This is a genomic window from Pseudomonas sp. B6(2017), from assembly GCF_002112765.1.
Taxonomy (GTDB): Bacteria; Pseudomonadota; Gammaproteobacteria; order Pseudomonadales; family Pseudomonadaceae; genus Aquipseudomonas; species Aquipseudomonas piscis.
Genome location: NZ_NEIQ01000017.1, coordinates 95,540 through 116,467 on the forward strand (window position 1 = coordinate 95,540; position 20,928 = coordinate 116,467).

General features: G+C 65.0%; 23 protein-coding genes. 14 read left to right on the forward strand and 9 right to left on the reverse strand.

The features are described from left to right. Positions 1-12: 12 nt before the first annotated feature. The 3 genes from CAG11_RS25975 to CAG11_RS25985 all read left to right on the forward strand — a co-directional run bounded on the left by CAG11_RS25975 (position 13) and on the right by CAG11_RS25985 (position 1,790). On the forward strand, positions 13-414 hold the full coding sequence (locus tag CAG11_RS25975; protein WP_022644041.1) for a hypothetical protein: 402 nt from the start codon (positions 13-15) through the stop codon (positions 412-414). 70 nt (positions 415-484) lie between these two features. Beyond that, positions 485-1,039: a UPF0149 family protein gene (locus CAG11_RS25980; protein WP_085598785.1), complete on the forward strand. Its 555-nt coding sequence runs from the start codon at positions 485-487 to the stop codon at positions 1,037-1,039. A gap of 76 nt (positions 1,040-1,115) precedes the next feature. Next, positions 1,116-1,790 (forward strand): hypothetical protein, encoded by a 675-nt coding sequence (locus CAG11_RS25985; protein WP_085598787.1) that lies wholly within the window; start codon positions 1,116-1,118, stop codon positions 1,788-1,790. A 36-nt stretch (positions 1,791-1,826) separates the two neighbouring features. Here the strand turns inward: CAG11_RS25985 and CAG11_RS25990 are convergent, their stop codons facing one another. The 7 genes from CAG11_RS25990 to CAG11_RS26020 form a co-directional block, all read right to left on the reverse strand. Continuing rightward, a complete protein-coding gene (locus CAG11_RS25990) occupies positions 1,827-3,434 on the reverse strand; it encodes an alpha/beta hydrolase (RefSeq protein ID WP_085598789.1) in 1,608 nt (535 codons plus the stop codon). A 329-nt stretch (positions 3,435-3,763) separates the two neighbouring features. Continuing rightward, on the reverse strand, positions 3,764-4,108 hold the full coding sequence (locus CAG11_RS25995; RefSeq protein ID WP_058435957.1) for a hypothetical protein: 345 nt from the start codon (positions 4,106-4,108) through the stop codon (positions 3,764-3,766). Positions 4,109-4,144: 36 nt separating this feature from the next. After that, positions 4,145-4,453 carry a hypothetical protein gene (locus CAG11_RS26000; protein WP_022644035.1) on the reverse strand — a complete coding sequence of 103 codons (309 nt, stop codon included), beginning with the start codon at positions 4,451-4,453 and terminating at the stop codon, positions 4,145-4,147. A gap of 10 nt (positions 4,454-4,463) precedes the next feature. Beyond that, positions 4,464-4,943 (reverse strand): surface-adhesin E family protein, encoded by a 480-nt coding sequence (locus CAG11_RS26005; RefSeq protein WP_085598792.1) that lies wholly within the window; start codon positions 4,941-4,943, stop codon positions 4,464-4,466. Beyond that, positions 4,940-5,584, reverse strand: a complete 645-nt coding sequence (locus tag CAG11_RS26010; RefSeq protein ID WP_085598794.1) for a hypothetical protein — start codon at positions 5,582-5,584, stop codon at positions 4,940-4,942. The genes CAG11_RS26005 and CAG11_RS26010 overlap by 4 nt, the downstream gene beginning before the upstream one ends. Positions 5,585-5,682: 98 nt before the next feature. Beyond that, positions 5,683-6,468, reverse strand: coding sequence for a PhzF family phenazine biosynthesis protein (locus tag CAG11_RS26015; protein WP_085598861.1), 786 nt, complete (start codon positions 6,466-6,468; stop codon positions 5,683-5,685). Positions 6,469-6,473: 5 nt separating this feature from the next. Further along, on the reverse strand, positions 6,474-7,169 hold the full coding sequence (locus tag CAG11_RS26020) for a transcriptional regulator (RefSeq protein ID WP_085598796.1): 696 nt from the start codon (positions 7,167-7,169) through the stop codon (positions 6,474-6,476). A 194-nt stretch (positions 7,170-7,363) separates the two neighbouring features. Here CAG11_RS26020 and CAG11_RS26025 point away from each other — a divergent pair, with 194 nt between their 5' ends. The 10 genes from CAG11_RS26025 (at position 7,364) to CAG11_RS26070 (ending at position 18,015) form a co-directional block, all read left to right on the forward strand. Continuing rightward, entirely contained in the window at positions 7,364-8,056 is a 693-nt protein-coding gene (locus CAG11_RS26025; protein WP_085598798.1) for a response regulator transcription factor, read from the forward strand. Then, positions 8,056-9,393: a sensor histidine kinase gene (locus tag CAG11_RS26030; protein ID WP_085598800.1), complete on the forward strand. Its 1,338-nt coding sequence runs from the start codon at positions 8,056-8,058 to the stop codon at positions 9,391-9,393. The genes CAG11_RS26025 and CAG11_RS26030 overlap by 1 nt, the downstream gene beginning before the upstream one ends. 127 nt (positions 9,394-9,520) lie before the next feature. After that, positions 9,521-11,758 (forward strand): TonB-dependent siderophore receptor, encoded by a 2,238-nt coding sequence (locus CAG11_RS26035; RefSeq protein ID WP_371857937.1) that lies wholly within the window; start codon positions 9,521-9,523, stop codon positions 11,756-11,758. Positions 11,759-11,778: 20 nt separating this feature from the next. Next, complete coding sequence (locus tag CAG11_RS26040; RefSeq protein WP_085598805.1) at positions 11,779-12,702, forward strand: alpha/beta hydrolase; 924 nt, start codon at positions 11,779-11,781, stop codon at positions 12,700-12,702. Positions 12,703-12,790: 88 nt separating this feature from the next. Next, on the forward strand, positions 12,791-13,408 hold the full coding sequence (locus tag CAG11_RS26045) for a DNA-3-methyladenine glycosylase (RefSeq protein WP_085598807.1): 618 nt from the start codon (positions 12,791-12,793) through the stop codon (positions 13,406-13,408). Next, entirely contained in the window at positions 13,405-13,683 is a 279-nt protein-coding gene (locus CAG11_RS26050; RefSeq protein ID WP_053131394.1) for an Ada metal-binding domain-containing protein, read from the forward strand. Before CAG11_RS26045 ends, CAG11_RS26050 begins: the two co-directional genes overlap by 4 nt. A 137-nt stretch (positions 13,684-13,820) precedes the next feature. Beyond that, positions 13,821-14,852 carry an AraC family transcriptional regulator gene (locus CAG11_RS26055; RefSeq protein ID WP_085598809.1) on the forward strand — a complete coding sequence of 344 codons (1,032 nt, stop codon included), beginning with the start codon at positions 13,821-13,823 and terminating at the stop codon, positions 14,850-14,852. A gap of 105 nt (positions 14,853-14,957) precedes the next feature. Beyond that, positions 14,958-16,064, forward strand: a complete 1,107-nt coding sequence (locus tag CAG11_RS26060; protein WP_085598811.1) for a polyamine ABC transporter substrate-binding protein — start codon at positions 14,958-14,960, stop codon at positions 16,062-16,064. Positions 16,065-16,165: 101 nt separating this feature from the next. Continuing rightward, a complete protein-coding gene (locus tag CAG11_RS26065; RefSeq protein ID WP_085598812.1) occupies positions 16,166-17,629 on the forward strand; it encodes an amidase in 1,464 nt (487 codons plus the stop codon). Between the two features lie 59 nt (positions 17,630-17,688). Beyond that, positions 17,689-18,015: a hypothetical protein gene (locus CAG11_RS26070; RefSeq protein WP_085598813.1), complete on the forward strand. Its 327-nt coding sequence runs from the start codon at positions 17,689-17,691 to the stop codon at positions 18,013-18,015. A 25-nt stretch (positions 18,016-18,040) separates the two neighbouring features. On the opposite strand, the gene CAG11_RS26075 is transcribed toward CAG11_RS26070, so the two are convergent. Both CAG11_RS26075 and CAG11_RS26080 read right to left on the reverse strand, forming a co-directional pair. Then, positions 18,041-18,391, reverse strand: a complete 351-nt coding sequence (locus CAG11_RS26075; protein ID WP_022644018.1) for a hypothetical protein — start codon at positions 18,389-18,391, stop codon at positions 18,041-18,043. Next, on the reverse strand, positions 18,378-20,081 hold the full coding sequence (locus CAG11_RS26080; RefSeq protein WP_085598815.1) for a hypothetical protein: 1,704 nt from the start codon (positions 20,079-20,081) through the stop codon (positions 18,378-18,380). Before CAG11_RS26080 ends, CAG11_RS26075 begins: the two co-directional genes overlap by 14 nt. 258 nt (positions 20,082-20,339) lie before the next feature. On the opposite strand from CAG11_RS26080, the gene CAG11_RS26085 reads away from it, so the two are divergent. Then, positions 20,340-20,906 (forward strand): GNAT family N-acetyltransferase, encoded by a 567-nt coding sequence (locus CAG11_RS26085; protein WP_053130604.1) that lies wholly within the window; start codon positions 20,340-20,342, stop codon positions 20,904-20,906. The last annotated feature ends 22 nt before the right edge of the window (positions 20,907-20,928 follow it).

Sequence of the window (20,928 nt, forward strand, 5' to 3'; positions counted from 1 at the left end):
TGATGGATCCCCATGAATCCAAGCCCCGCGATCCGCCAACCCTGCCCGCCCGGTGCCTGCGTCTGCCAACGCGAGCAGTTGCTGGACACTCCCGGAGCCGACCTGCGCATCCTCAATCTCACGCGCCAGGAAGAAAAACGCCTGGTGCAGCGCCTGGAGAATCTCAAGGACCTGGCCGACCTGGAGCACATGCAACGCCGGATGTACCAGCAACTGGGAATCCGCCTGGAAATCACCCCCAGCGACAATGAAGTGCGCAGCATGCGCGGCATCGCCATCGTCCTGGTCGAGCATCCCGGACTGTGCCGCAAGACCCGGCAGAACATACCCGCCGCAATTCGCCGGGCCATGGAGATCCGTCCGGAAATCGCCTACCGCCTGCTCGACTCCCAAGACCTGCTGCGCGACGCCTGAAACGCCCGGTGCTTGCAGCCACAACGCCAAGGCTTGAGAATCGCCGCTGTTTTTCCCTGGAATGCCCATCATGCAGAACACTCCCCTGAACGCCGCCGACTTCGAGACGCTCGAAGACACCCTGCTCAAGTACGGCGACGACCACTCGGTACTCAACCCCTGCGAGCTGGACGGCTACTTCACCGCCCTGGTGTCGGGCCCGGCCCAGGTCGATATCGCCGAATGGTTCCCGGCGATCTGGGGCGGCGAGAACCCGGCCTGGGAAACCCCGCAGGAATGCCGGCAGTTCATCGACCTGTGCGTGCGCCACATCAACAGCCTGGCGGTGCAACTGGACAGCGACGCCGCAGGCTTCAAGGCGCGCCTGGAAGCCACCGAGCACCAGGGCCAATCGTTGTTGCTGGCCGAGGAATGGTGCTTCGGCTACCTGCGCGGGGTCGCGGTGGGCAACTGGCCGCAGATGCCGGCGCCGCAGACCGCCTTGCTGCAGACCATCATCGACTGCGCCGAGCAGGACCACTTCGAGCTGCCGGCGGACCTGGATATCGCCCTGCACCAGCAGCAGGTGGCGAGCATCGAACCGGCCGCCCGCCAGTTGCACCAGTACTGGTCGAGCCAGCGCTAATCCCACCGCCGCCTCTCTGGCCTGCACACCCACCGGGCCCCTCTGGCGAGCCCGGCTCTTCAAGGATGAATGCCCGATGATCGAATGGATCAAGCGTCTGTTTGGCCGTAATGCCTCGGCAACACACACCGAGCCCGCCCCACCGACGCTCACGGATTTGCTGGCAACCATGCAGACCTGCGCTCAGGATCCAGCGGGCGACTTCTACTACAGAACCGAGGCCGCCAATAGGTGGGGAGATTTTTTTACCACCGAGTTTCGCGTGACCTGTCGTAACCCAGATGGCGGGATCACCCAAGACTTGAGGAAGAATCCGCCTCTTCTACAGGCCGCCGCAGGCGGCGCCCTGGTGCATGCCTTCTATTACTACGCCTCGTTCAACGACGGGCAGGCCAAGATCAACAGTTTTCATCGCCAGGTCGTCCGTGCCGATAACGGCATGCCAGTGACTTGTGCCGACAAGATGTTGCTGTGTTTGCTGACCCGCTACAGGAAGACCACTGCAGCCTTGGTTGGCCGACATAATCATGTCGACCTGACCCAAAACGATCAGAGCTGCCAGTACATCATCTGCAATGCCAACAACCTGCACATTCCCCGGCAAGACATCCAGCTGTACCTGGAGGGCCAGTGGTACCCATTGCCCGCCATCGACGACCTCACCCTGAGCACCATCATGACGACCTGGAAGAACGAGGCCCATCTGCGCAAGACAGCCTTCGCAACGCTGCTCAAGGCGCTGAAGGTCTGAACACTCGCCCTCTCCCAGCGCCTCGTTGCTGCCGCCTCACCGAGCAGGCGCGTACTGCTCCACCAGCTTCCACAACAGGCGCCCCATGGGCAGGCGGTAGATATCGCTGTGGGCACCGCCACCCGATCCGGGCGAGTTGAACTGGGTGATGCCGTTCGACGCATCGATATAGGCCACCTTGTGCCCCTGGCCGGCGCCGTCGAACGGGTCGACACATCCCGCCTGGCCATACTTGCAGACCTCGAACCGGCCACCGGGAGTGGCGGAAGTATCGGAGGCGGTCATGCAATCGAATATCGGCTGATACAGCGAGCCCGGCGCAGCGCAAGCCTTGCGGTAGGAGCCGATGGAACCGGCCGGGTCGGTCCAGACCACGAAAGGCGCGCCGGTGGCCGAGTCTTCGGTGGCGGCGGTCAAGACGATCTTGGTCTTGTCCAGCCGTGCGAAGTCACGGTAAGGGGCGCCTTCACTGCCTAGCTGCGCTGCAAACCGGTTGATGCTCATGGCTCCCTGCAGACCGACCGCCAAGTCCACCGGGCTGCTCACCATGGACTGGTCGGGAAAGCCGCCCTGCAAGGGCACCAGTGCCGGCGAACTGAACACCGCCCGGGTCATGGCGCGAGCACCGAAGCTGTGCCCGAGGGCCACCACCCGGGCGTGGCTGCCGGAAGCTTGGAGGCTGAGCGGGATGGTTTCGTTGAGCAGCTTGTTCAACCAAGACAAACCGATCTCGTCGGCATCGTTGGCCTTGTTGGAGTAACTGAACACGTTGCCGAACGAGTTGGACCAGTAGGAAGGCCAGGTCACCCCGATCACCAGGGGGCGGAAGCTGCCTGCAGGACGGTCCTTGGCCAGCGGCTGGATCGCCTTGGTGCGGTCGATGGGACTTTCCTGCTGGCCACTGGCCGCTTCGAGCGAAGCCGCCATCAAGTTGCCGGTCAGGTCGTTGAAGTTGCGAATGGCTTCCTGTTGCGCGGTGTTCCAACCCATCACTATTACCAGGACATGGGTGTAGTTGCCCTGTTTCAGGTCCTTGGTCAAGTTGTCTTGCAATGACACCAGCGCGTACTTTCCATAATCATAAAGTTGATACTTCTTGGCATCTACCTTGTCGAGATTGGTCGAGATTTCGCAGGCGTGCCAATCGCTGACCTTGGCCAGGTCGTAGTCTTTTCGCGTCAAGGATATGGGCTTGGCGGCATAAGCGTTATATACAAAGCAGTGGCTTTTCGAGAAGTAAGGAACATTACCGCCACGATCGTCCCTGGCTACCGAGTTCTTGATGATGTGCGACACGAACATCGCCTTGGGATCGCTGTTCTGGAAGCGCTCGATCTGGCTGGACGTGCCCCAGCGGCTGGGTTGTTCGGCCTGGATGTACCGGCCACTCTTGACGAAACTGACCTGGGGATAGGGCTTGGGCCCACCCACCGTCGCTTGCGGGCTCTTTTCCAGGGCCACTACGTAGCCCGGGTAATGCAGGGCCGTGCCGGAGGGAAAGTACAAGCTGGAATGAAAACCTTGCGCATTGGTGCTCTCGACGTCCAACGCCGACTCATAGGGTTCCATGACCGTACCGGGCCCGGAACAACCGGCGATACTGATACCCAGGATCCAGATACCCGCCCACTTCAGACTCGCCATGACTGACTCCCTGGGTCATGTTTGACCCGGCTGCTGACAGTTGTATTTTTTATTCTTGGCTGACGTGCAGCAACTGCACGCACCGTTGACCACAGCCTGAATATAGTCAGCAAATATCAAATAGCCATTAACCAGAAAACATCCAAGAAAAATAAATAAAATCAAAGCAACGACACTGATAGTTTGATGCAATGCTGAAATGTCGAATATGAAAACTGGTAAACAACGCAACTTAAGCAGAAGCGAATAGCCAACTTATAATTAGCTGGCAATCAACTTGATCATTCATGCCGCGCAACACAGAGACCGCAAGTCGCAGGCGAGCGCAATCATTCATAACAGCCATCGCAGGCCTCCAGCAGGTTGAGCAGCAGTTGCTCATCGATCTGCTCGTCGTCCAGGCCAACGGGGCCGGCCTGGTCCGGGTCCGAGATGCACTCCAGCACCCGCAAGGGCAGCTGGGCAGCGCCGAAAAAAGCCAGGATGTCGCGCACTTCCTGTTCCCGCTGCACATGGTCGTTGTGGAACAGCCAGGCGCTGTAGAACACCCCCTGGGGCCCCTGTCCCAAGTGCTCGCGGGCGATACGCAGCGACATGCCCAGACGCTGGTGGAGGAACTTCACCAGCGCCAGGTCGGTGCTGGGGGCCATCAAGGCGATGCTGATTCTGGACATGTCCTGATCCTGCGAAAAAGTCGGTGGGGCTCGACCCTAGTCCGGACGCCAGGGTTTGACACCTTGCAGATGCCGCTCGATGTCATCCATGTCGTCCTCGCCCAGGGTCAGGTCGAAGGGCTCGGTGAGGATCCTGCGCACCTGCGCCAAACGCCCGGTGACGCGCTCGTTGTCGATGAAGTCGGTGGTCGCGCGCTGGTAGTCCGCCACGGGCTTGTCCACGTAATGGCTGCCCATGCGGTGCAGCGACAGCACGATGAACTCCAGCTGCGCCAGGGCTTGCAGCGCCTGGTCTGCGGTGAGCGTGATCTTGCGGTTGTTCTCGCGTATCGGTCCTGCTGCCATCGCCCTGCCCTCAATCGCCCTGGGGGCCCTTGAACGGCGGCGCGCCCAAGCGTGCCGCATCGATGCCACAGGCCATGTTGCGTAGCTCGCCGATCACCGACTGCCGGGGAAAGGCCGCCCATTGCGCGTGGGCCTCCTTGCGCATGACCTCCACGCCCTGGGCGAAGGGTTCGGAGAAATACACCCGGCCCAGTTGCGCCGATTCATCGCGCTCGCAGTTGATGATCCGCACCACCCGCGAGCTGTGGATCAGGGGTTTGGAATCTCCCGGGGCGGTGGGCTTGCTGTAGTTGTTGACCAGGTAGAACTGCCGCAGATGCGGGTTGTTCTGGTACAGGGCCAGGGAGTTGGCCGCGAAGTAAGTCGCCGACTCTGGAGTGTCCAGCACTTTGAACATGGCCTCGGGACGTGCCGCGCCAGCATCGCCGGCCTGGTCATGGGCACAGCCCGCCAGCAGGAGCACGCCACCGAGCCACCACAGGCGCTTCATTGCGCTGCTCCCTGGGCCATGTCTGGCCGCTCCTGGCGCAACAACGTGGCATCGACGCTGCCTTGCAACGAACAGAGCATGCGGGTCTTGCCGTGCTCCACGCTGAGCATGAGGATCTTCTCCGCGGAGCCCGGGGCCGGGGCGATCTCGGAAACCGCCGCCGGGTTGTCCTGCCAGGGCGCCTGGGCGTTGGGCTTGATCTGCGGCCGGGAGATGAAGTACTCGCCAGCCTCCTGCCAGCCGGCCTGGGGCATGGCGGCCATCACCGCTTCCCGGCTGGCATCGATCTCCAGGCCCCAGAAGTAGTAGATGCCCTCGCTGCCCAGGTCGAACACGCTGTCGTAGTAGCCGGTCAACTTCAGGCCCTTGTCTTGCAGTGGGCGGGAGAAGGTGGCGGTGGAGGTCGCATTGTCGTGCCGGTCGGGCACCGGAATCCAGGCGATGCCTTGCTGGTCATCGTGCTTGAGAGCCACTACCCGGCCGAGTTCAGCGCGCTGCTGGTACAGGTCCTTGAAGAACGCCGGCTGGCATTGCATCAGGCTGTCGCTCAGGCTGGCCGCCAGCGAATTACCGGCCCACAGGCTCAACACAAGGGCCAGGGGCTTGGGTGAATGGCGGGAGATGGCGCGGATCAAATCCATTGTCAGAAGCTTCCGGGTCAGGCGAAAAAATCGCGACTCTAAACCTCGCCAGCTTCCGACACAAATAATCCCGGGAGCCCAGGCTCCCGGGAACCGCCTCAGAGGAAAATGCTGCCACGCAGGTACAGCGCGCCATGGCCGCTGATGATGACCCGACCGTTGTCCAGCACCTGGCACTGCAACTGGCCCTTGCGCGCCCCGCCCTGCTGCGCCCGCAACTGGCTCTTGCCCAGGCGCGCGGCCCAATAGGGAGCCAGCGAGGTGTGGGCGGAACCGGTGACCGGATCTTCATTGACCCCGACGCTGGGACCGAACCAGCGGGAAACGAAATCGAACTCCCGGGACGGCGCGGTCACCGCGATGCCGCGCACGCCGAACTGGGCCAGGGCCACGAAATCCGGCTTGAGCTCATCCAGCAGGCGCTCGTCGTCCACCACCAGCAGGTAGTCGTCGGTGCGATACAACGCCTCGGCCCGACTCAAGCCCAGGGCTTGCAACAAGGCCGCGGGGATCTCCACCGCTTCGGGCTGCTTGGCCGGGAAGTCCATGGACAGCAAGCCACCCTCGCGGCTGACCCGCAACTCGCCACTGCGGGTGAAAAAGCGCAGCACGTCGCGCTGCTCGCCCAACTGCTCGAACAGCACCCAGGCCGCTGCCAGGGTGGCATGGCCGCACAGGTCGACCTCTACCGTCGGGGTGAACCAGCGCAGCTCGAATCCCTCGTCCTTGGGCACGAAGTAGGCGGTTTCGGACAGGTTGTTCTCCTCGGCGATGCGTTGCAGCACCGCGTCCGGCAACCAGGCCTGCAGCGGGCAGACCGCCGCCGGGTTGCCGCCGAAGACACTGGAGGTAAAGGCATCCACTTGAAAGATATCGATCTGCATCGCGGTCATTCCTCAGCGCCTTGGGCGCGGATCTGGTCCAGGTAGTTGTAGATGGTGTAGCGAGTCACGCCGAGGGCCGCAGCGGCCTTCTCGATCCCGCCCTTGACGATGAACAGGCCGCGCTCCTGCATCTGGCGCACGGCTTCGAGCTTGTGCTGCTTGGTCAACCGCGCCCCGGGCTCCGGACAGGCCGCCTGGATGATCTGGGCCAGCAGTTGCTCCATGTCCTGGGGCTCATCGCCCCGTGGCTCGGGCGCGCTGCCCAGGCCCAGCATCTGCCCCAGGCAGGCATGGGCCGCGGCGATCCCGCTCAGGTCGCTGTTGCTGCACAGGCTGGCGAATGGTTGTCCGCCGCTGTCGCGAAAGACCACGGTGGAGCTGCGCAGCTCACGGCCATCGGGCGCCAGGGTCGGGTAGTTCTCCAGCACCAGCGGGGTGCTGCCGGAACGGTCGTGCAAGGCCCGCAGCACCGCGGCGAAGCCCAGGTCCTGGCGCGGTCCGCCCAGCACCGGGCCACCGACCCGGCGCCCGGTGACATGACCGTTGGCGATGGCGATGATCGAGCGCTCGGGCTGGTCGAGATCGTGCAGGACGATCTCCGCATGGGGCCCCACCACACCGGCCAGCATCTGCAAGGTACTGCGCAGTACCTGCAAGACCAGCTGGCGCTCGGCCAGGACAGCGGAAGAAGGCTGGCTCATGGACACTCCGGGAAAAATCTTCGGCGAAAAATATCAACGCAATGTTGAATATTCAACTTTTTGTTTACCCGACCTCGATCAACCCTGGCCATCACGGCAATTGCATCGCCAGGGGCATTACTGCAATATTCGCGGATGTTAAACGTTCTCATTTAAGCCTTTTCTCCAGCCGCTTGCGCAAAGTACCCCACCCCATGACCCCCAATCTGCTTCTCGTGGAAGACGACGCCCGGCTGCGCCAGGACCTGGACCGGCATTTTCGCCAGCGCGGCTTCGCCGTCAGTGCCTGCATCGATGGTCACGAAGGACTGGCGACACTGCGCGCCGGGCACTTCGACCTGGTACTGCTGGACATCATGCTGCCCGGCCTCGATGGCCTAGCCCTGCTCGATACCCTGCGCCACGAACAAGGCATCCCGGTGATGCTGATGTCGGCCCTGGGCGCCGAACAAGACCGCATCACCGGGTTCACCCGGGGCGCCGACGACTACCTGCCCAAGCCCTTCAGCCTGGCCGAACTGGATGCCCGGGTCGATGCGCTGCTGCGGCGCATGGCCCGGGTCCAGCCGGCCCCCAGCCAACGCCAGGACCCTTTGCTCGCCTTCGACGACCAGACCCAGGACGTGCTCAGCCAAGGCCGCGCCGCCGGCCTCACCGGCTCCGAATACCGCCTGCTGGTGACCCTGCGCGAGCATCCCGGGCAGACCCTGAGCAAACCCTTCCTCTACCAGCAGGTGCTGCACCGCATCTACACCCGCCTGGATCGCGGCCTGGACGTGCACGTCTGCAACCTGCGGCGCAAGCTGGCCGAAATTGGCGTACAGCACTTGCAGATCCAGGCCGTGCGCGGTGCCGGCTACATCCTGGTACAAGCGGACCGCGGCTGATGCGCCGCCACCCCCTGTTGTGGAAGCTGGCGCTGTTGCAGATCGGCTTCTGCCTGCTGCTGACCTGGATCATCTGGACCTGGGGCCTGTCGGCCGAGCGCAGCACTTACTTTCTCGACCCGGCCGACGGCCAGTACCTGGCCGGCTACGCTCAGCAGGCCGAAACTGCCTGGCGCCAGGGAGGAACCAGCGGCGTCGATGCCTTCCAGCGCCAGCTGGCGGCCCGGGAACACACCTGGGTCGCGGTGATCGGCGAGCGCCTGCAAAGCCTCGGCAGTACGCCCTTGAGCGCCGAGGAAGCCAGCCACCTGACCTTCATGCGCAAGCTGGACTGGCCCATGAGCCGGCGCCTGCAGGACGAGTTGCCCTACGTCAGCATCCAGTTCCCGGAGCATCCCGAGCAGGGCCGGCTGGTGCTGCAGCTGCCCGAACGCCTGCTGCCCAGCGGCCTCACGCCCTGGACCCACGTGCTCAGCCACGGGGTGGTGCCGACCTTGCTGGCCGCGCTGCTCGGCTTGTTGCTCTACCGTCATCTGGTGCTGCCGTTGAACCGCCTGCGCGACCGTGCCGATGCCCTGCGCGCCGACGACCTGGAGAGCCCGGGCCTGGGTACGCCCCTGGCCCGGCGCAGCGACGAACTCGGCGAGTTGGCCCTGGCCTTCGAGCACATGGCCGAGCGCCTGCGCCAGAGCCTGGCCCAGCAACGCCTGCTGCTGCGGACCTTGTCCCATGAGCTGCGCACGCCCCTGGCCCGCCTGCGTATCGCCCATGACAGCCGGCTACCGCCGGAGCAACTGCGCCAGCGCCTGGACCGCGAGATCCTCGACATGCAGCGCCTGCTGGAAGACACCCTGGACCTGGCCTGGCTCGACACCGAACGCCCGCAACTGTCCACCGAGCCAGTGCAGGTGCTGTCGATCTGGGAGGCCCTGCGCGAAGACGCCTGCTTCGAGAGCGGCTGGAACCTCGAGCGCCTGCCCTGCCTGCTGGACGCCGATTGCCGGGTCCAGGTGCACCTGGACAGCATTGCCCAGGCCCTGGAGAACCTGTTGCGCAACGCCATCCGTTACTCCCCCGAGGGCGGCCGGGTCAGCCTGCGCGGCTGGCGCGAGGGCAGCCACTGGCACCTGTGCCTGGAAGATGAGGGCCCGGGGGTCGCCGAACAGGACCTGCAGCGGATCTTCCAGCCCTACCAGCGCCTGGGCTCGGCCCAGGGCGAGGGGTTCGGCCTGGGCCTGGCCATCGCCCAGCGCGCCGTGGAGCTGCACCAGGGGCGGATCTGGGCCAGCAACGGCCATCCGGGATTGTGCATGCACCTGCTGTTGCCGGCCGCCTGAAGGCAGGCGCTGCCACCTCGTCGCCGCCGAAGTGTTTAGAAAGTTAATGCGCTTTACTCGCAAATAGCATTCATTATCATTCGTGATCTTCCTGTTCCAGCTTTCGTCCCGGAGATCACCGATGTCCATGCGCTCGATGCGTCCTTTCGCGCCCTTCCTGCTGTCCAGCTGCTGCCTGCTCAGCCATGCCGTCCAGGCGGCCAATGCCGAGGCGCCGCAGCCGGTCCTGGAACTCCAGCCCCAGAGCATCGTCGCCACCGCCAAGGAAGAGACCAAGCAGGCCCCTGGGGTCTCGGTGATCACCGCCGAGGACATCCAGAAGCGCCCGCCGGCCAACGACCTGTCGCAGATCATCCGCACCATGCCCGGGGTCAACCTCACCGGTAACTCCACCAGTGGCCAGCGCGGCAACAACCGGCAGATCGACATCCGCGGCATGGGTCCGGAGAACACCCTGATCCTGGTGGACGGCAAGCCGGTGGGCAGCCGCAACTCGGTGCGCTATGGCTGGCGCGGCGAGCGCGATACCCGGGGCGACACCAACTGGGTGCCGGCCGACCAGGTGGAGCGCATCGAGGTGATCCGCGGCCCGGCCGCCGCCCGCTACGGCAACGGCGCTGCCGGCGGGGTGATCAACATCATCACCAAGCAGGCCGGCAGCCAGACCCACGGCAATGCCACGCTCTACAGCTCGTTCCCCGCCCACAAGGACGAAGGCGCGACCCAGCGCATGAGTTTTGGCCTCAACGGGCCACTGACCGACACCCTCAGCTACCGGGTCTATGGCAACGTGGCCCGCACCGACTCCGACGACGCCGACATCAACGCCGGCCATGAGTCGCTGCGCACCGGCAAGCAGGCCGGCACCCTGCCCGCCGGCCGTGAGGGCGTGCGCAACAAGGACCTCAACGGCCTCTTGAGCTGGCAACTGACCCCGGACCAGAGCCTGGACTTCGAAGCCGGCTTCAGCCGCCAGGGCAACATCTATACCGGCGACACCCAGAACACCAACAGCAACAAGAACGTGAAGAGCCTCCTGGGCCACGAGACCAACCGCACCTACCGCCAGACCTACTCGCTGACCCACCGCGGCGAGTGGGACTTCGGCAGTTCCATGGCCTACCTGCAATACGAGAAGACCCGCAATACACGGATCAACGAAGGCCTGGCCGGCGGTACCGAAGGCATCTTCAGCGACGCCAACTTCTACACCTCGGTGCTGCGCGACCTGACCGCCCATGGCGAGCTCAACCTGCCGCTGCACGCAGGCTTCGAGCAGACCCTGACCCTGGGCAGCGAGTGGACGCAGCAGAAGCTCGACGATCCCAGCTCCAACACCCAGGACACCAAGGAAGCCGGTGCCATCCCCGGCCTGGCCTCGAACAACCGCAGCAGCCAGATCAGCGCGCAGATCTTCTCGCTGTTCGCCGAGGACAACATCGAGCTGGCGCCCGGCACCATGCTCACCCCCGGCTTGCGCTTCGATCACCACAGCATCGTCGGCGACAACTGGAGCCCGTCGCTGAACCTGTCCCATGCCCTGAGCGACAGCCTGACCCTCAAGGCCGGTATCGCCCGGGCCTACAAGGCGCCGAACCTGTACCAGCTCAACCCCGACTACCTGCTCTACAGCCGTGGCCAGGGCTGCTATGGCCAGACCACCAGCTGCTACCTGCGGGGCAACGACAAGCTGGAGGCGGAAACCAGCGTCAACAAGGAGCTGGGCCTGGAGTACAAGGCCGACGGCTGGGTGGCCGGCCTGACCTACTTCCGCAACGACTACAAGAACAAGGTCGAGTCGGGCCTGGCCCCCACCGGCCGGGCCAGCGGCGGCAGTTCGGCGCAATACAAGAACGCCGCGGTGTATGAGTGGGAAAACGTGCCCAAGGCCGTGGTCGAAGGCCTGGAAGGCACCCTGACCGTGCCCCTGGCCAGCCAGCTGACTTGGAACAACAACTTCACCTACATGCTGCAATCGAAGAACAAGGAGACCGGCGACTACCTCTCGGTGACTCCGCGCTTCACCCTCAACTCGATGCTCGACTGGCAAGCCACCCAGGACCTGTCGCTGCAGATGAACGTGGCCTGGTACGGCAAGCAGACGCCGAAGAAATTCGACTACCACGGCGACCGCGTCACCGGCAGCGCCACCCAGCAACTGGCCCCCTACGCCATCGCCGGCATCAGCGGCACTTACGCCCTGACCCGCAACCTGAGCCTGACCGCCGGGGTCGACAACCTGTTCGACAAGCGCCTGTACCGCGAAGGCAATGCCCAGGGCGTAGTGGATATCGCCGGGGCCGGCGCCGCCACCTACAACGAACCGGGACGCACCCTGTACACCAGCCTGAGTGCTTCGTTCTAAGCCCATAACGAGAAAGCCTGATGAGAACCACGACCTTGCGCCTGGCCCTGGGCTGGGCGCTGGCCGCCGCCAGTGGCCTGGCGACGGCCCAACCGGCTCCCGAACAGCGGATGGACAGCAGCTTGCTGCAACGCCAGGACCTGCCCTATCGCTTCAGCAGCCTGCAACTGGATTCCACCGACGGCCAGCGGCACTACCAGGTATGGATCGGCCAACCACTCAAGGCCGCCCCCGAGCACGGCTATCCGGTGCTGTGGATGCTCGATGGCAACGCCGCCGTCGGCGCCCTCGACCCGCAGCAGCTCAAGCAGCTGGACCAGGGCCAGGCGCCGTTGCTGGTGGCGGTGGGCTACCAGACGCCGCTACGCATCGAGCGTACCGCCAGGACCTACGACTACACCCCACGCCAGCCTGGCCGCGAAGTGCAGCAAGACCCCTTGACCGGACAACCCAGCGGTGGCGGCGAAGCGTTCCTGCAACTGTTGCGCGAGCGCCTGCGCCCAGCTGTGGCCGCCCGGGTACCGATCGACCCTGCGCAGCAGACCTTGTGGGGGCACTCCTATGGTGGCCTGCTGGTGCTGCAGGCATTGTTCAAGCAGCCCCGGGAGTTTCGCCACTACGCCGCCGCCAGCCCGTCGTTGTGGTGGGGCGATGGGCTGATCCTCGACCAGGCCCGGGGGCTGGCTGAGCACATGCAGGGGCATCGGGCGCAACTGCTGCTGATGCGCGGTGATGCCGAGCCGGGGGACCCACGCCAGGCCGCCACGTCGATTCCGGCCCCCGACGCCGACCAACGGGCCCGGCAACTGCGCACGCAACTGGCCCAGGTCCCCGGGCTGGCCCTTGAGTACCACAGCTTCGAGAAACTCAGCCACGGCCAGACCCTGGCGGCGTCCCTGCACTATGTGCTGGAGCGCCTGTACCTGTCCCCGGACAAGGACTGAGGCCCAGTTCCAGCGCAAGGGACGGGGTGCCAGGACGGGACGCAGCGGCTAACCTGCCAGGCGTCCCGACCCTTGCCCCGGATCACCGATGCCCGCCAGCCCTGACTTTGCCAGCACCTTCCTCGCCGCCCTGGATGCCGACTGGGCCCGGCATATCGCCGCCATCGGCCCCTGCCTGCACCAGCCCCGGCCGGAGCGCGAACCCTACCAGGCGCTGGTGCGCGCCGTGGCCTACCAGCAATTGCATGCCAAGGCCGGCGACGCGATCCTCGCCCGGCTGCGGGCGTTGTTTCCCGGCCAGGACTTTCCCAGCCCCGGGCAGCTCTGTGCGAGCAGCGTCGAACAGCTGCGCGGCTGCGGTTTTTCCGCGCGCAAGGCGGCCACCCTGCAGGGTATCGCCCAGGCCACCCTGGACGGCCTGGTGCCGTCGGCGGACGCTGCACGGGAGTTGGACGACGAACAACTGGTCGAACGGCTGACGCAACTGCCCGGGATCGGTCGCTGGACCGTGGAGATGCTGTTGATCTACAGCCTGGAGCGCCAGGACGTACTCCCGGTGGACGACTTCGGCGTACGCGAGGGTTACCGGCGCCTCAAGGGCCTGGAGCGCCAGCCCAGCCCGCGCCTGATGCGTGAACTGGGCCAAACCTGGAGCCCCTGGCGCACCACCGCCGCCTGGTACCTGTGGCGGGTACCGGCGCCATGAGCGACCAGGCAACGCGGCACTGGACCCTGCTGGACCGCCACGGCCAGCCCTGGTCCAGCCCCTGCCCCGGGACCCTGGGCGGTCATCGGCGCAGCCGGATCTATGGCCGCCTGGATTGCCCCTGCGCCCTGGCCGCCATCGCCCGGGGCGGCTACGTGCGCCAGCGAGTGTTCTTCCTCGATGCCCAGACCGCGCTCGCCGCCGGCTACCGTCCCTGCGCTCGCTGCCTGCCCCAGGCCTACCGCGCCTGGCGCGAGTCGGGCGCGAGCCCATAGGCAGGTTCCGGGCGGTAGCACGGGGCGATACGAGCGGAACATGCCGGTATCGGTCGACAAAAGTCGCATCGTCGATTGAACCCCCGTTGCGTAACCCCTAAAGTCTCGCCTTTCCGATTCCTGCTTCGAGATCGTCGATGGCTGCCCTTCGCCTGACCACCCTGCACACCACCCAAGCAGTACTGGACGCTTTTCGCGACAGCGACGTCCCGGCCCAGGTGTTGCTGGAGGGCAGCGGCATCCAGCTGGCAGACCTGGAGCTGCCCAACAGCCTGATCAATATCAGCCAGGAAATGCGCGTCTTCGGCAATGCCGTGGCCCTGCGCCCGGACCTCGGGCTGGTGCTGGGGCGCAACCTGCACATCTGCGCCTACGGCATGTTCGGCCTGACCCTGCTGACCAGCGCCACCCTGCGCGAGGGCTGGTCCCTGGCGCTGCGCTATCCGTTGCTGCTGGGCACCTTCTTCCACCTCGACCTGGAACTGCGCGACGGCCTGGCCTGGCTCACCGCCGACCAGTACAGCGAGAGCGAGCTGGAAGTGTTCAACACCGATTTCTGCATGTCGTCCTACCGGGTCACCTGCCAGGACCTGCTGGGCTGTTCGCTGCCACTGCGCGAAGTGCATCTCAAGCACGGGCCTCAGCCCTACCTGGACAGCTACGAGCAGGCGTTCAACTGCCCGGTGCAATTCAATGCCGGGCGCAACGCCATCGGCTTCGACCCGGAGTGGCTGGACCGGCGCCTGCCCCTGGCGGACCTGGTGACCCAGAACGACATGCTGCAACGCTGCATCCGCCTGAACGAGGAACTCAGCGCCCGCCCGACCTGGATCGACCAGGTGCGGCGCATCCTCAACGAACAGCTGCACGCCGTGCCGGACTTCGACAGCCTGGCGCGCCAGGTGCACTGCTCGCCCAGCACCCTGCGCCGGCGCCTGCGGGCCCAGGACACCAGCTACCAGCAATTGCTCGACGAGCTGCGCTACACCCGGGCCCGCCAGTTGCTGGAACAGCACAGCCTGCCCATCTACCGCATCGCCGAGGCCCTGGGTTTCAAGGAGACCGCCAGCTTCCGCCATGCCTTCCAACGCTGGAGCGGCGTCGCTCCGGGGCGTTTCCGGCAATTGGCCGGCCAGCTGGGTCCGCTGTCAGACAATTCGCAAGAATGACGTCAAATATCCCCTATTGACCGTTGCCAACATTCTCTGTGGGACACTTCCGGCGAAAAATAACGCACGGAAGGTTTCGCTTTCTTCAAGACATGGAGCTGTCGCATGAAATCGCTGCATACCGCGTTCACCAGCCTGGCCCTGGGCCTGGCCCTGACCTGTTCCTCCAGTGCCATGGCAGCCGCCGAGCGCACGGTGAACATCTTCAACTGGTCGGAATACATCGCCCCCAACACCATCAAGGATTTCCAGGCCAGCAGCGGGATCAAGGTCAAGTACGACATCTTCGAAAGCAACGAAGTGCTCGAGGCCAAGCTGCTCACCGGCAATAGCGGCTACGACGTGGTGGTGCCCTCCAGTGGCTTCGTCAGCAAGCAGATCAGTGCCGGGGCCTTCCAACCCCTGGACCGCGCCCAGTTGCCGAACTGGAAGAACCTCGACCCGGCGGTGATGAAGCTGCTGGAACAGAGCGACCCGGGCAACCGCTACGTGATCCCCTACATGTGGGGCACCAACCTGATCGGTTATGACCGTGACAAGGTTCGCCAACTGCTGGGCGACGATGCGCCGGTCAACAGCTGGGACCTGGTGTTCAAGGAAGAAAACCTGAAGAAGCTCAGCCAGTGCGGCGTGACCTTCCTCGACTCGCCTACCGAGATGCTGCCCCTGGCCCTGCACTACCTGGGCCTTGACCCCAATAGCCAGAACCCTGCGGACTACCGCAAGGCCGAGGCCCTGCTGCTCAAGCTGCGTCCCTATGTGCGCTATTTCCACAGCGCCAAGTGGATGGGTGATATCGCCAACGGCAACATCTGCGTGGCAGTGGGCTATTCCGGCGGTTTCCTGCAGGCCGCCAACCGTGCCAACGAGGCCAAGAACGGCGTGCATATCGAGATGCGCATTCCCAAGGAAGGCACCCTGGCCTGGATCGACACCGTGGCCATCCCCAGCGGCGCCAAGCACGTGGACACCGCCCATGCCTTCCTCAACTACCTGATGGAACCCAAGGTCATCGCCTCCATCAGCAACTTCGTCGGCTACCCCAACGGCGTCACGGACTCCAAGCCGTTCATCCAGCAGTCGCTGCTGGATAACCCGGACCTGTTCCCCAGCGCCGAGACCATGACCCGCCTGTTCCCCCTGGCGCCGCTGCCGGCCAAGGCCGAACGCACCCGGACCCGGACCTGGATCAAGGTCACCAGCGGCCGCTGAACCACTTGCCCCGAAAGCCTTGCGGCCTGATGCAGAACCGACCGCAAGCTTTCACCGCCGACTTGCCAGCGCATCCGGCGCCCTTGAAAGAAGAGTTGTCCATGTCGCCAGCCATGCCCAGCCATCCACCCCTGCACCAGCTGTCGATCGAGGCCTTGCTGCACGGTTTCGCCACCTTGCAGTTCACCCCGGTAGACCTGCTGCGCGACCTCTTGGCGCGCATCGAGCAGCATGAGCCACGGCTCAACGCCCTGTGCGCGCGCCAGGATGCGGCGGCGTTGCTGGCCGCCCAGGCCAGTGCCGAGCGCTGGGCCGCCGGGCAACCCATGGGCCGCCTGGACGGCATCGCGGTGCTGGTCAAGGACAACCACGACATCCGGGGCTGGCAGACTCGCAACGGTTCCAGGGCCCTGGCCAACCGCCCGCCCCTGGAGCACGACTGCGCCCTGGTGGCGCGCCTGCGCGAAGCCGGGGCAATCTTCATCGCCAAGACCACCTTGCCGGAACTGGCTTGCACGCCCCTGACCGACAGCCCCTTGACCGGAGTCACCCGCAATCCGTGGGATCTCGCCCTGCATGCCGCCGGCAGCAGCGGTGGCAGCACCGCCGGGGTGGCGGCCGGTTATGCCCCGGCCGCCACGGCCAACGACGCGGCCGGCTCGATCCGCACCCCGGCGAGCTTCTGCGGGGTGATCGGCCTCAAGCCCAGCCACGGCCTGGTTTCGACCAGCCCGGCCATCGATCCAGGTGGCATGTCCGCCGAGGGCCCGATCGCCCGCCATGTGCGCGACATCGCCTTGTTGCTGGAGCACATGAGCGCCTATGAGCCCGGCGAGCCCTTTGCCTGGCCCCATGCCCCTTTAGGTTTCCTGGAACAGATCGAGGATGGCGTCCAGGGGTTGCGCATCGCCTTCAGCGCGGACCTGGGCTATGCCGCCTATGTCGACCCGCAGATCGCCGCCAGTTGCCTGGGTGCGGCCCGACGCCTGGAGGCTGCCGGCGCGACCCTGGTGCTGGCCTCGCCGGACATCGGCAACCCCGCCCCCGGTTTCGTGCGCTCCTGGCCCGTGGAAGCGGCCAGCGCCGTGGACCTGGAGATTCCCGGGGAGCAACAGCACCTGATCAGCGACTTTCTCCAGCAGAGCCAGTTGCGGGCCCGCCAGCTCAATGCCCTGGACTATGCCAACGCCGTGCAGGAACGGCACCAGGTAGCCCAGGTCCTGCATGCCTTTCTCAGCGACTACGACCTGCTGCTGACGCCGACCGCAGTGGTCGAGCCATTCGCCGTGGAATTGTCGAGTCCGCCCGATTGGCCGCAACAGGCCAGCAGCATGTGGCAGCCGACGACGTTCCCATTCAACTACAGCCGCCAGCCGGCGCTGAGCATGCCTTGCGGCCTGAGCGCCGCCGGCCTGCCCATCGGCTTGCAGATCGTCGCGCGCTTCGGTCGCGACGACCTGGTACTGCGAGCGGCCAGGACCCTGGAAAAACTCCAGCCCATGGCACCCTTCGCACATCCCCACGGCCTGACCGACGTCCCTGAGGCGTCGGGTATCGAACAATAACGTAAAAGCACGACCTGTCGCTGCCAGCCAGCGATGCGACACGGACAAGGAGGTGGACCATGGATTCTTCAAGCAGTTGGTACCAAGACACCCAGTTCGAGCATGACATCTACGTGATGGTCATCCGCGAGCCCGGTTCGCCGAGCCTTGACCCGCACCAGTCCGGCTCCAGCTACAGCTATGTCGGGCGCCTGGCCGGACAGGGCCAGCATCCGTGCTTTTCCCTGCACTTCGCCTGCCCGCCCTACGGCAACGACTACGCCAGTACCGACGCCGCCCTGCAAGCCGGCATGGCCCACGGCCGGGCACTGGTGGAGCACTGGCGGACCCGTGGGCGCAAGCCGCCGGTCAGCGGCGAGATCGCCCTGCCCAGCTACAGCAACTGATCGCCTCCGCCGCGAACCTCTGCCCCTACTGCGGGCAGCCCTTGCTGATCCATGCGCTGAGCTCATCGATCTGGGCTTGCGGCAGGTAGGGGCCGCCCGGAGGCATCTGGCCAAAGGCTCCGGTCGGTCCCCAGAAGGTGCCCTGGGTGCCACTCAGGGCATAGATGATGTTGGAGTGGGCGCCATCGCCCTTGACCAGGATCGGCAGCGCCTGCCCCGTCGACGGGTTCTGTACCCCCGGCACGTTGCCCGTCACGAACGCCTGGTAGGAGGTCTGCCAGAACGCGCCATGGGGCGCGCCGGAAATATCCAGGTTGTTCTGCGCGACGAAGTTGTCGAGAAGGGCCTGCACATCCTTGAAACTATTGAGCGCCATGGCTATCGCCCTCTATGTGGGGGTTGAACACTTCCTGGTAACGGGCGCTGGCTTCGGCCAGCGCATTGCCGCCAGGAGCCTCGGGCAGTCGGACCTGGCCGCCCTTGAGGATGAAGCTGAAGTCGTAGCCGGCGACCTGGGCATTGCCATGGCAGCCCATGCATCCCCCCATGTTCACCCCTTGGGCCACCGGCGGCCGGTTGGTCAGGGAGTACACATTGGGTGGCGGCGGCGCCCCTGCGGCCTGGAAGGAAGTCGGCGCACCGTTGGCAGCGATGCGGCCCTTGAACTGCTGCAGGGTGTAGTCGGTCTCGACCATGATATTGGCCTGGTAGAAGACCGCCGGGCCGTGGCTGACGTCGCTTCTGGAGATCTGGCTGACATCGAACGGCTGGGCCTGGACCGAGACCAGCTTGTAGTACTGCCAGGGCGAACTCCCGATCCCCCGGCCCAGGGTATAGGCCTGGATGGCCTGGTGCGCATCGCGGTTGGCCTGGATCACCTCGGCGGTGATCGACTCATAGCGCTGGTTGACGCAGATCGAGCCACCGACGGGTTTCCCGCTGCCCGGGGTTTCCTGGTAGTACAGCTGCCTGGCCGGCTGGCAGAAAGGGCCATTGGCCCTGACCTGGGGATTGCTCGGCGAGTCCTGGTAGCTCAGGGCTGGCGTGGTCGGTGACGAGACCGGCGGACGCCTGAGGATGACCCCGTTCTGGTCTTCGACCCGCGAGCCGTCGGCCAACAGGATGTTGTCGCTTTGCTCGAAGGTGGCATAGATGAAGTTGGGGGCCGAGGGGGTCTTGTGGATGATATGCAGCGCGACCATGGCCCACTGCTCTTCGAAATAGCAGAGGCCGTTGTTCGTCCCCTTGCGTTCGTAGAAGCGTACGGTCTGGCGGTGAAAGCGCGAGGGATCTTCAGTTGGCGCCAGCTTGCGCCAGGCTGACTTGACCTCGATGGTGCCGCTGGGAAACGCCACTCGGCTGGCCGCGAACCTGGGCGGCACTTGCTTGATCCCGTTGACGAAGTTCTGCGCGGCCTGGCGCAGTGCGGCATTGGTGTACCAATACTGATTGGCCGCGACATAGCTGTATTGCGTCTGGTTGGCCTTGGCCAGGAAGCGCACCAGTTGCGGCTGCGAATTGCGGTTGGACGGGGCCGTGGACGAGATCCCGGCAAACATCTGGTTCAGGCCGATCTGGGTGATCTCATCGAGGTTGACCCAGGCCGGCTGCGACACGGGGGCCTGGCCGGGACAGGCGGGCACCGGGATCGCGTAGTTGTAGATCGGGGTCGTGTTGTAGCCATAGCTGGGCCCCCCGGTTGGGGAATAGCCTGGCGGCCCGACATTGGCATTACCGTTGCCCGGGAAGATCTCCACCTTGCTGCGGTAGGTCTGCCAGACCAATGGCCCACCCGAGGCACCGAAAGGCCGGTTGAAATCGGGCACATCGCGCTGCCCGGCGCGGGCTGGCCAGTTCAGGGCGATGAACTCTTGCCAGGCGAAGGCCGCAGCGGCCGCCAGCGAGGCCTGGGGCGCCCCTCCGGGAATGTCCCGGGGCACGTTGGGAGACACCGTGATCGCCAGCGACTGGGCATGGGCACTGGCGCCCAGCAGCATCGCGGCGCTGGCCAGGGCACTGGCAAACGACTTGCACAACCACCTCGCACCGCTGGTCCGACGCTCCATATCATGACTCCTGTCTGTCCTGCTCGAGAGCGTAGATCAGCTCATTCGCAGCACAGCCGGGAAGTTCCAGAATATTAAGCGATAGCCCTAATAGCCAATGGCCTTATCAGCGGCCACGCCATGACCGGTGATCCGCCGATTGCCGGTACAGCCAGAGATATTGATGCCGGTCAAGCAACCGCACCTCCACAAGGATGAAGCTTTGGGCAACCAGGGCTGTGGTTGCAGCCCGCCCCTCGCCTCCCAGGAGACTTGACCATGTCCAGCAGCGCTCTCGATATGCTCCCTCACCCGCCGTTCCCGGCGCAGCAAGGCCAGTACTGGATCGACGCCTTGAGCGACGGCAGCCATGTGTTGATCCGCCCACTGCGCCCGCAGGATCGGCAGCGGGAAAAAGCCTTCATCGAAAACCTTTCGCCCATCACCCGGCACCAGCGCTTTCTCGGCGAAGTCAAGGAAGTGGGTGATCAACTGCTCGACCAGTTGATGGATGTCGGCACCGCGCAACGGGTGGCCTACGTGGCCCTGGTGCATGACAACGGCGAACTGCGGGAAGTCGGTATCAGCCGTTATGCCCAGGTGGACGACCAGCCCTGGCGCTGCGAATTCGCCGTGACCATCGCCGATGAATGGCAAGGCAAGGGCCTTGGTGCCCTGCTGATGCAGCACCTGATCGACGAGGCCCGTCACAACGGCTACCAGCAGATGTACTCGGTGGACTCGGCCACCAACTACAGCATGCGCCGCCTGGCCAAGCTCCTGGGCATGCGTAGCGCCATCGACCCCGACGACGCCACCCAGGTGATCCACAGCCTGGCGTTGTAACCCTCCAGGCCGTGCCTCAGCC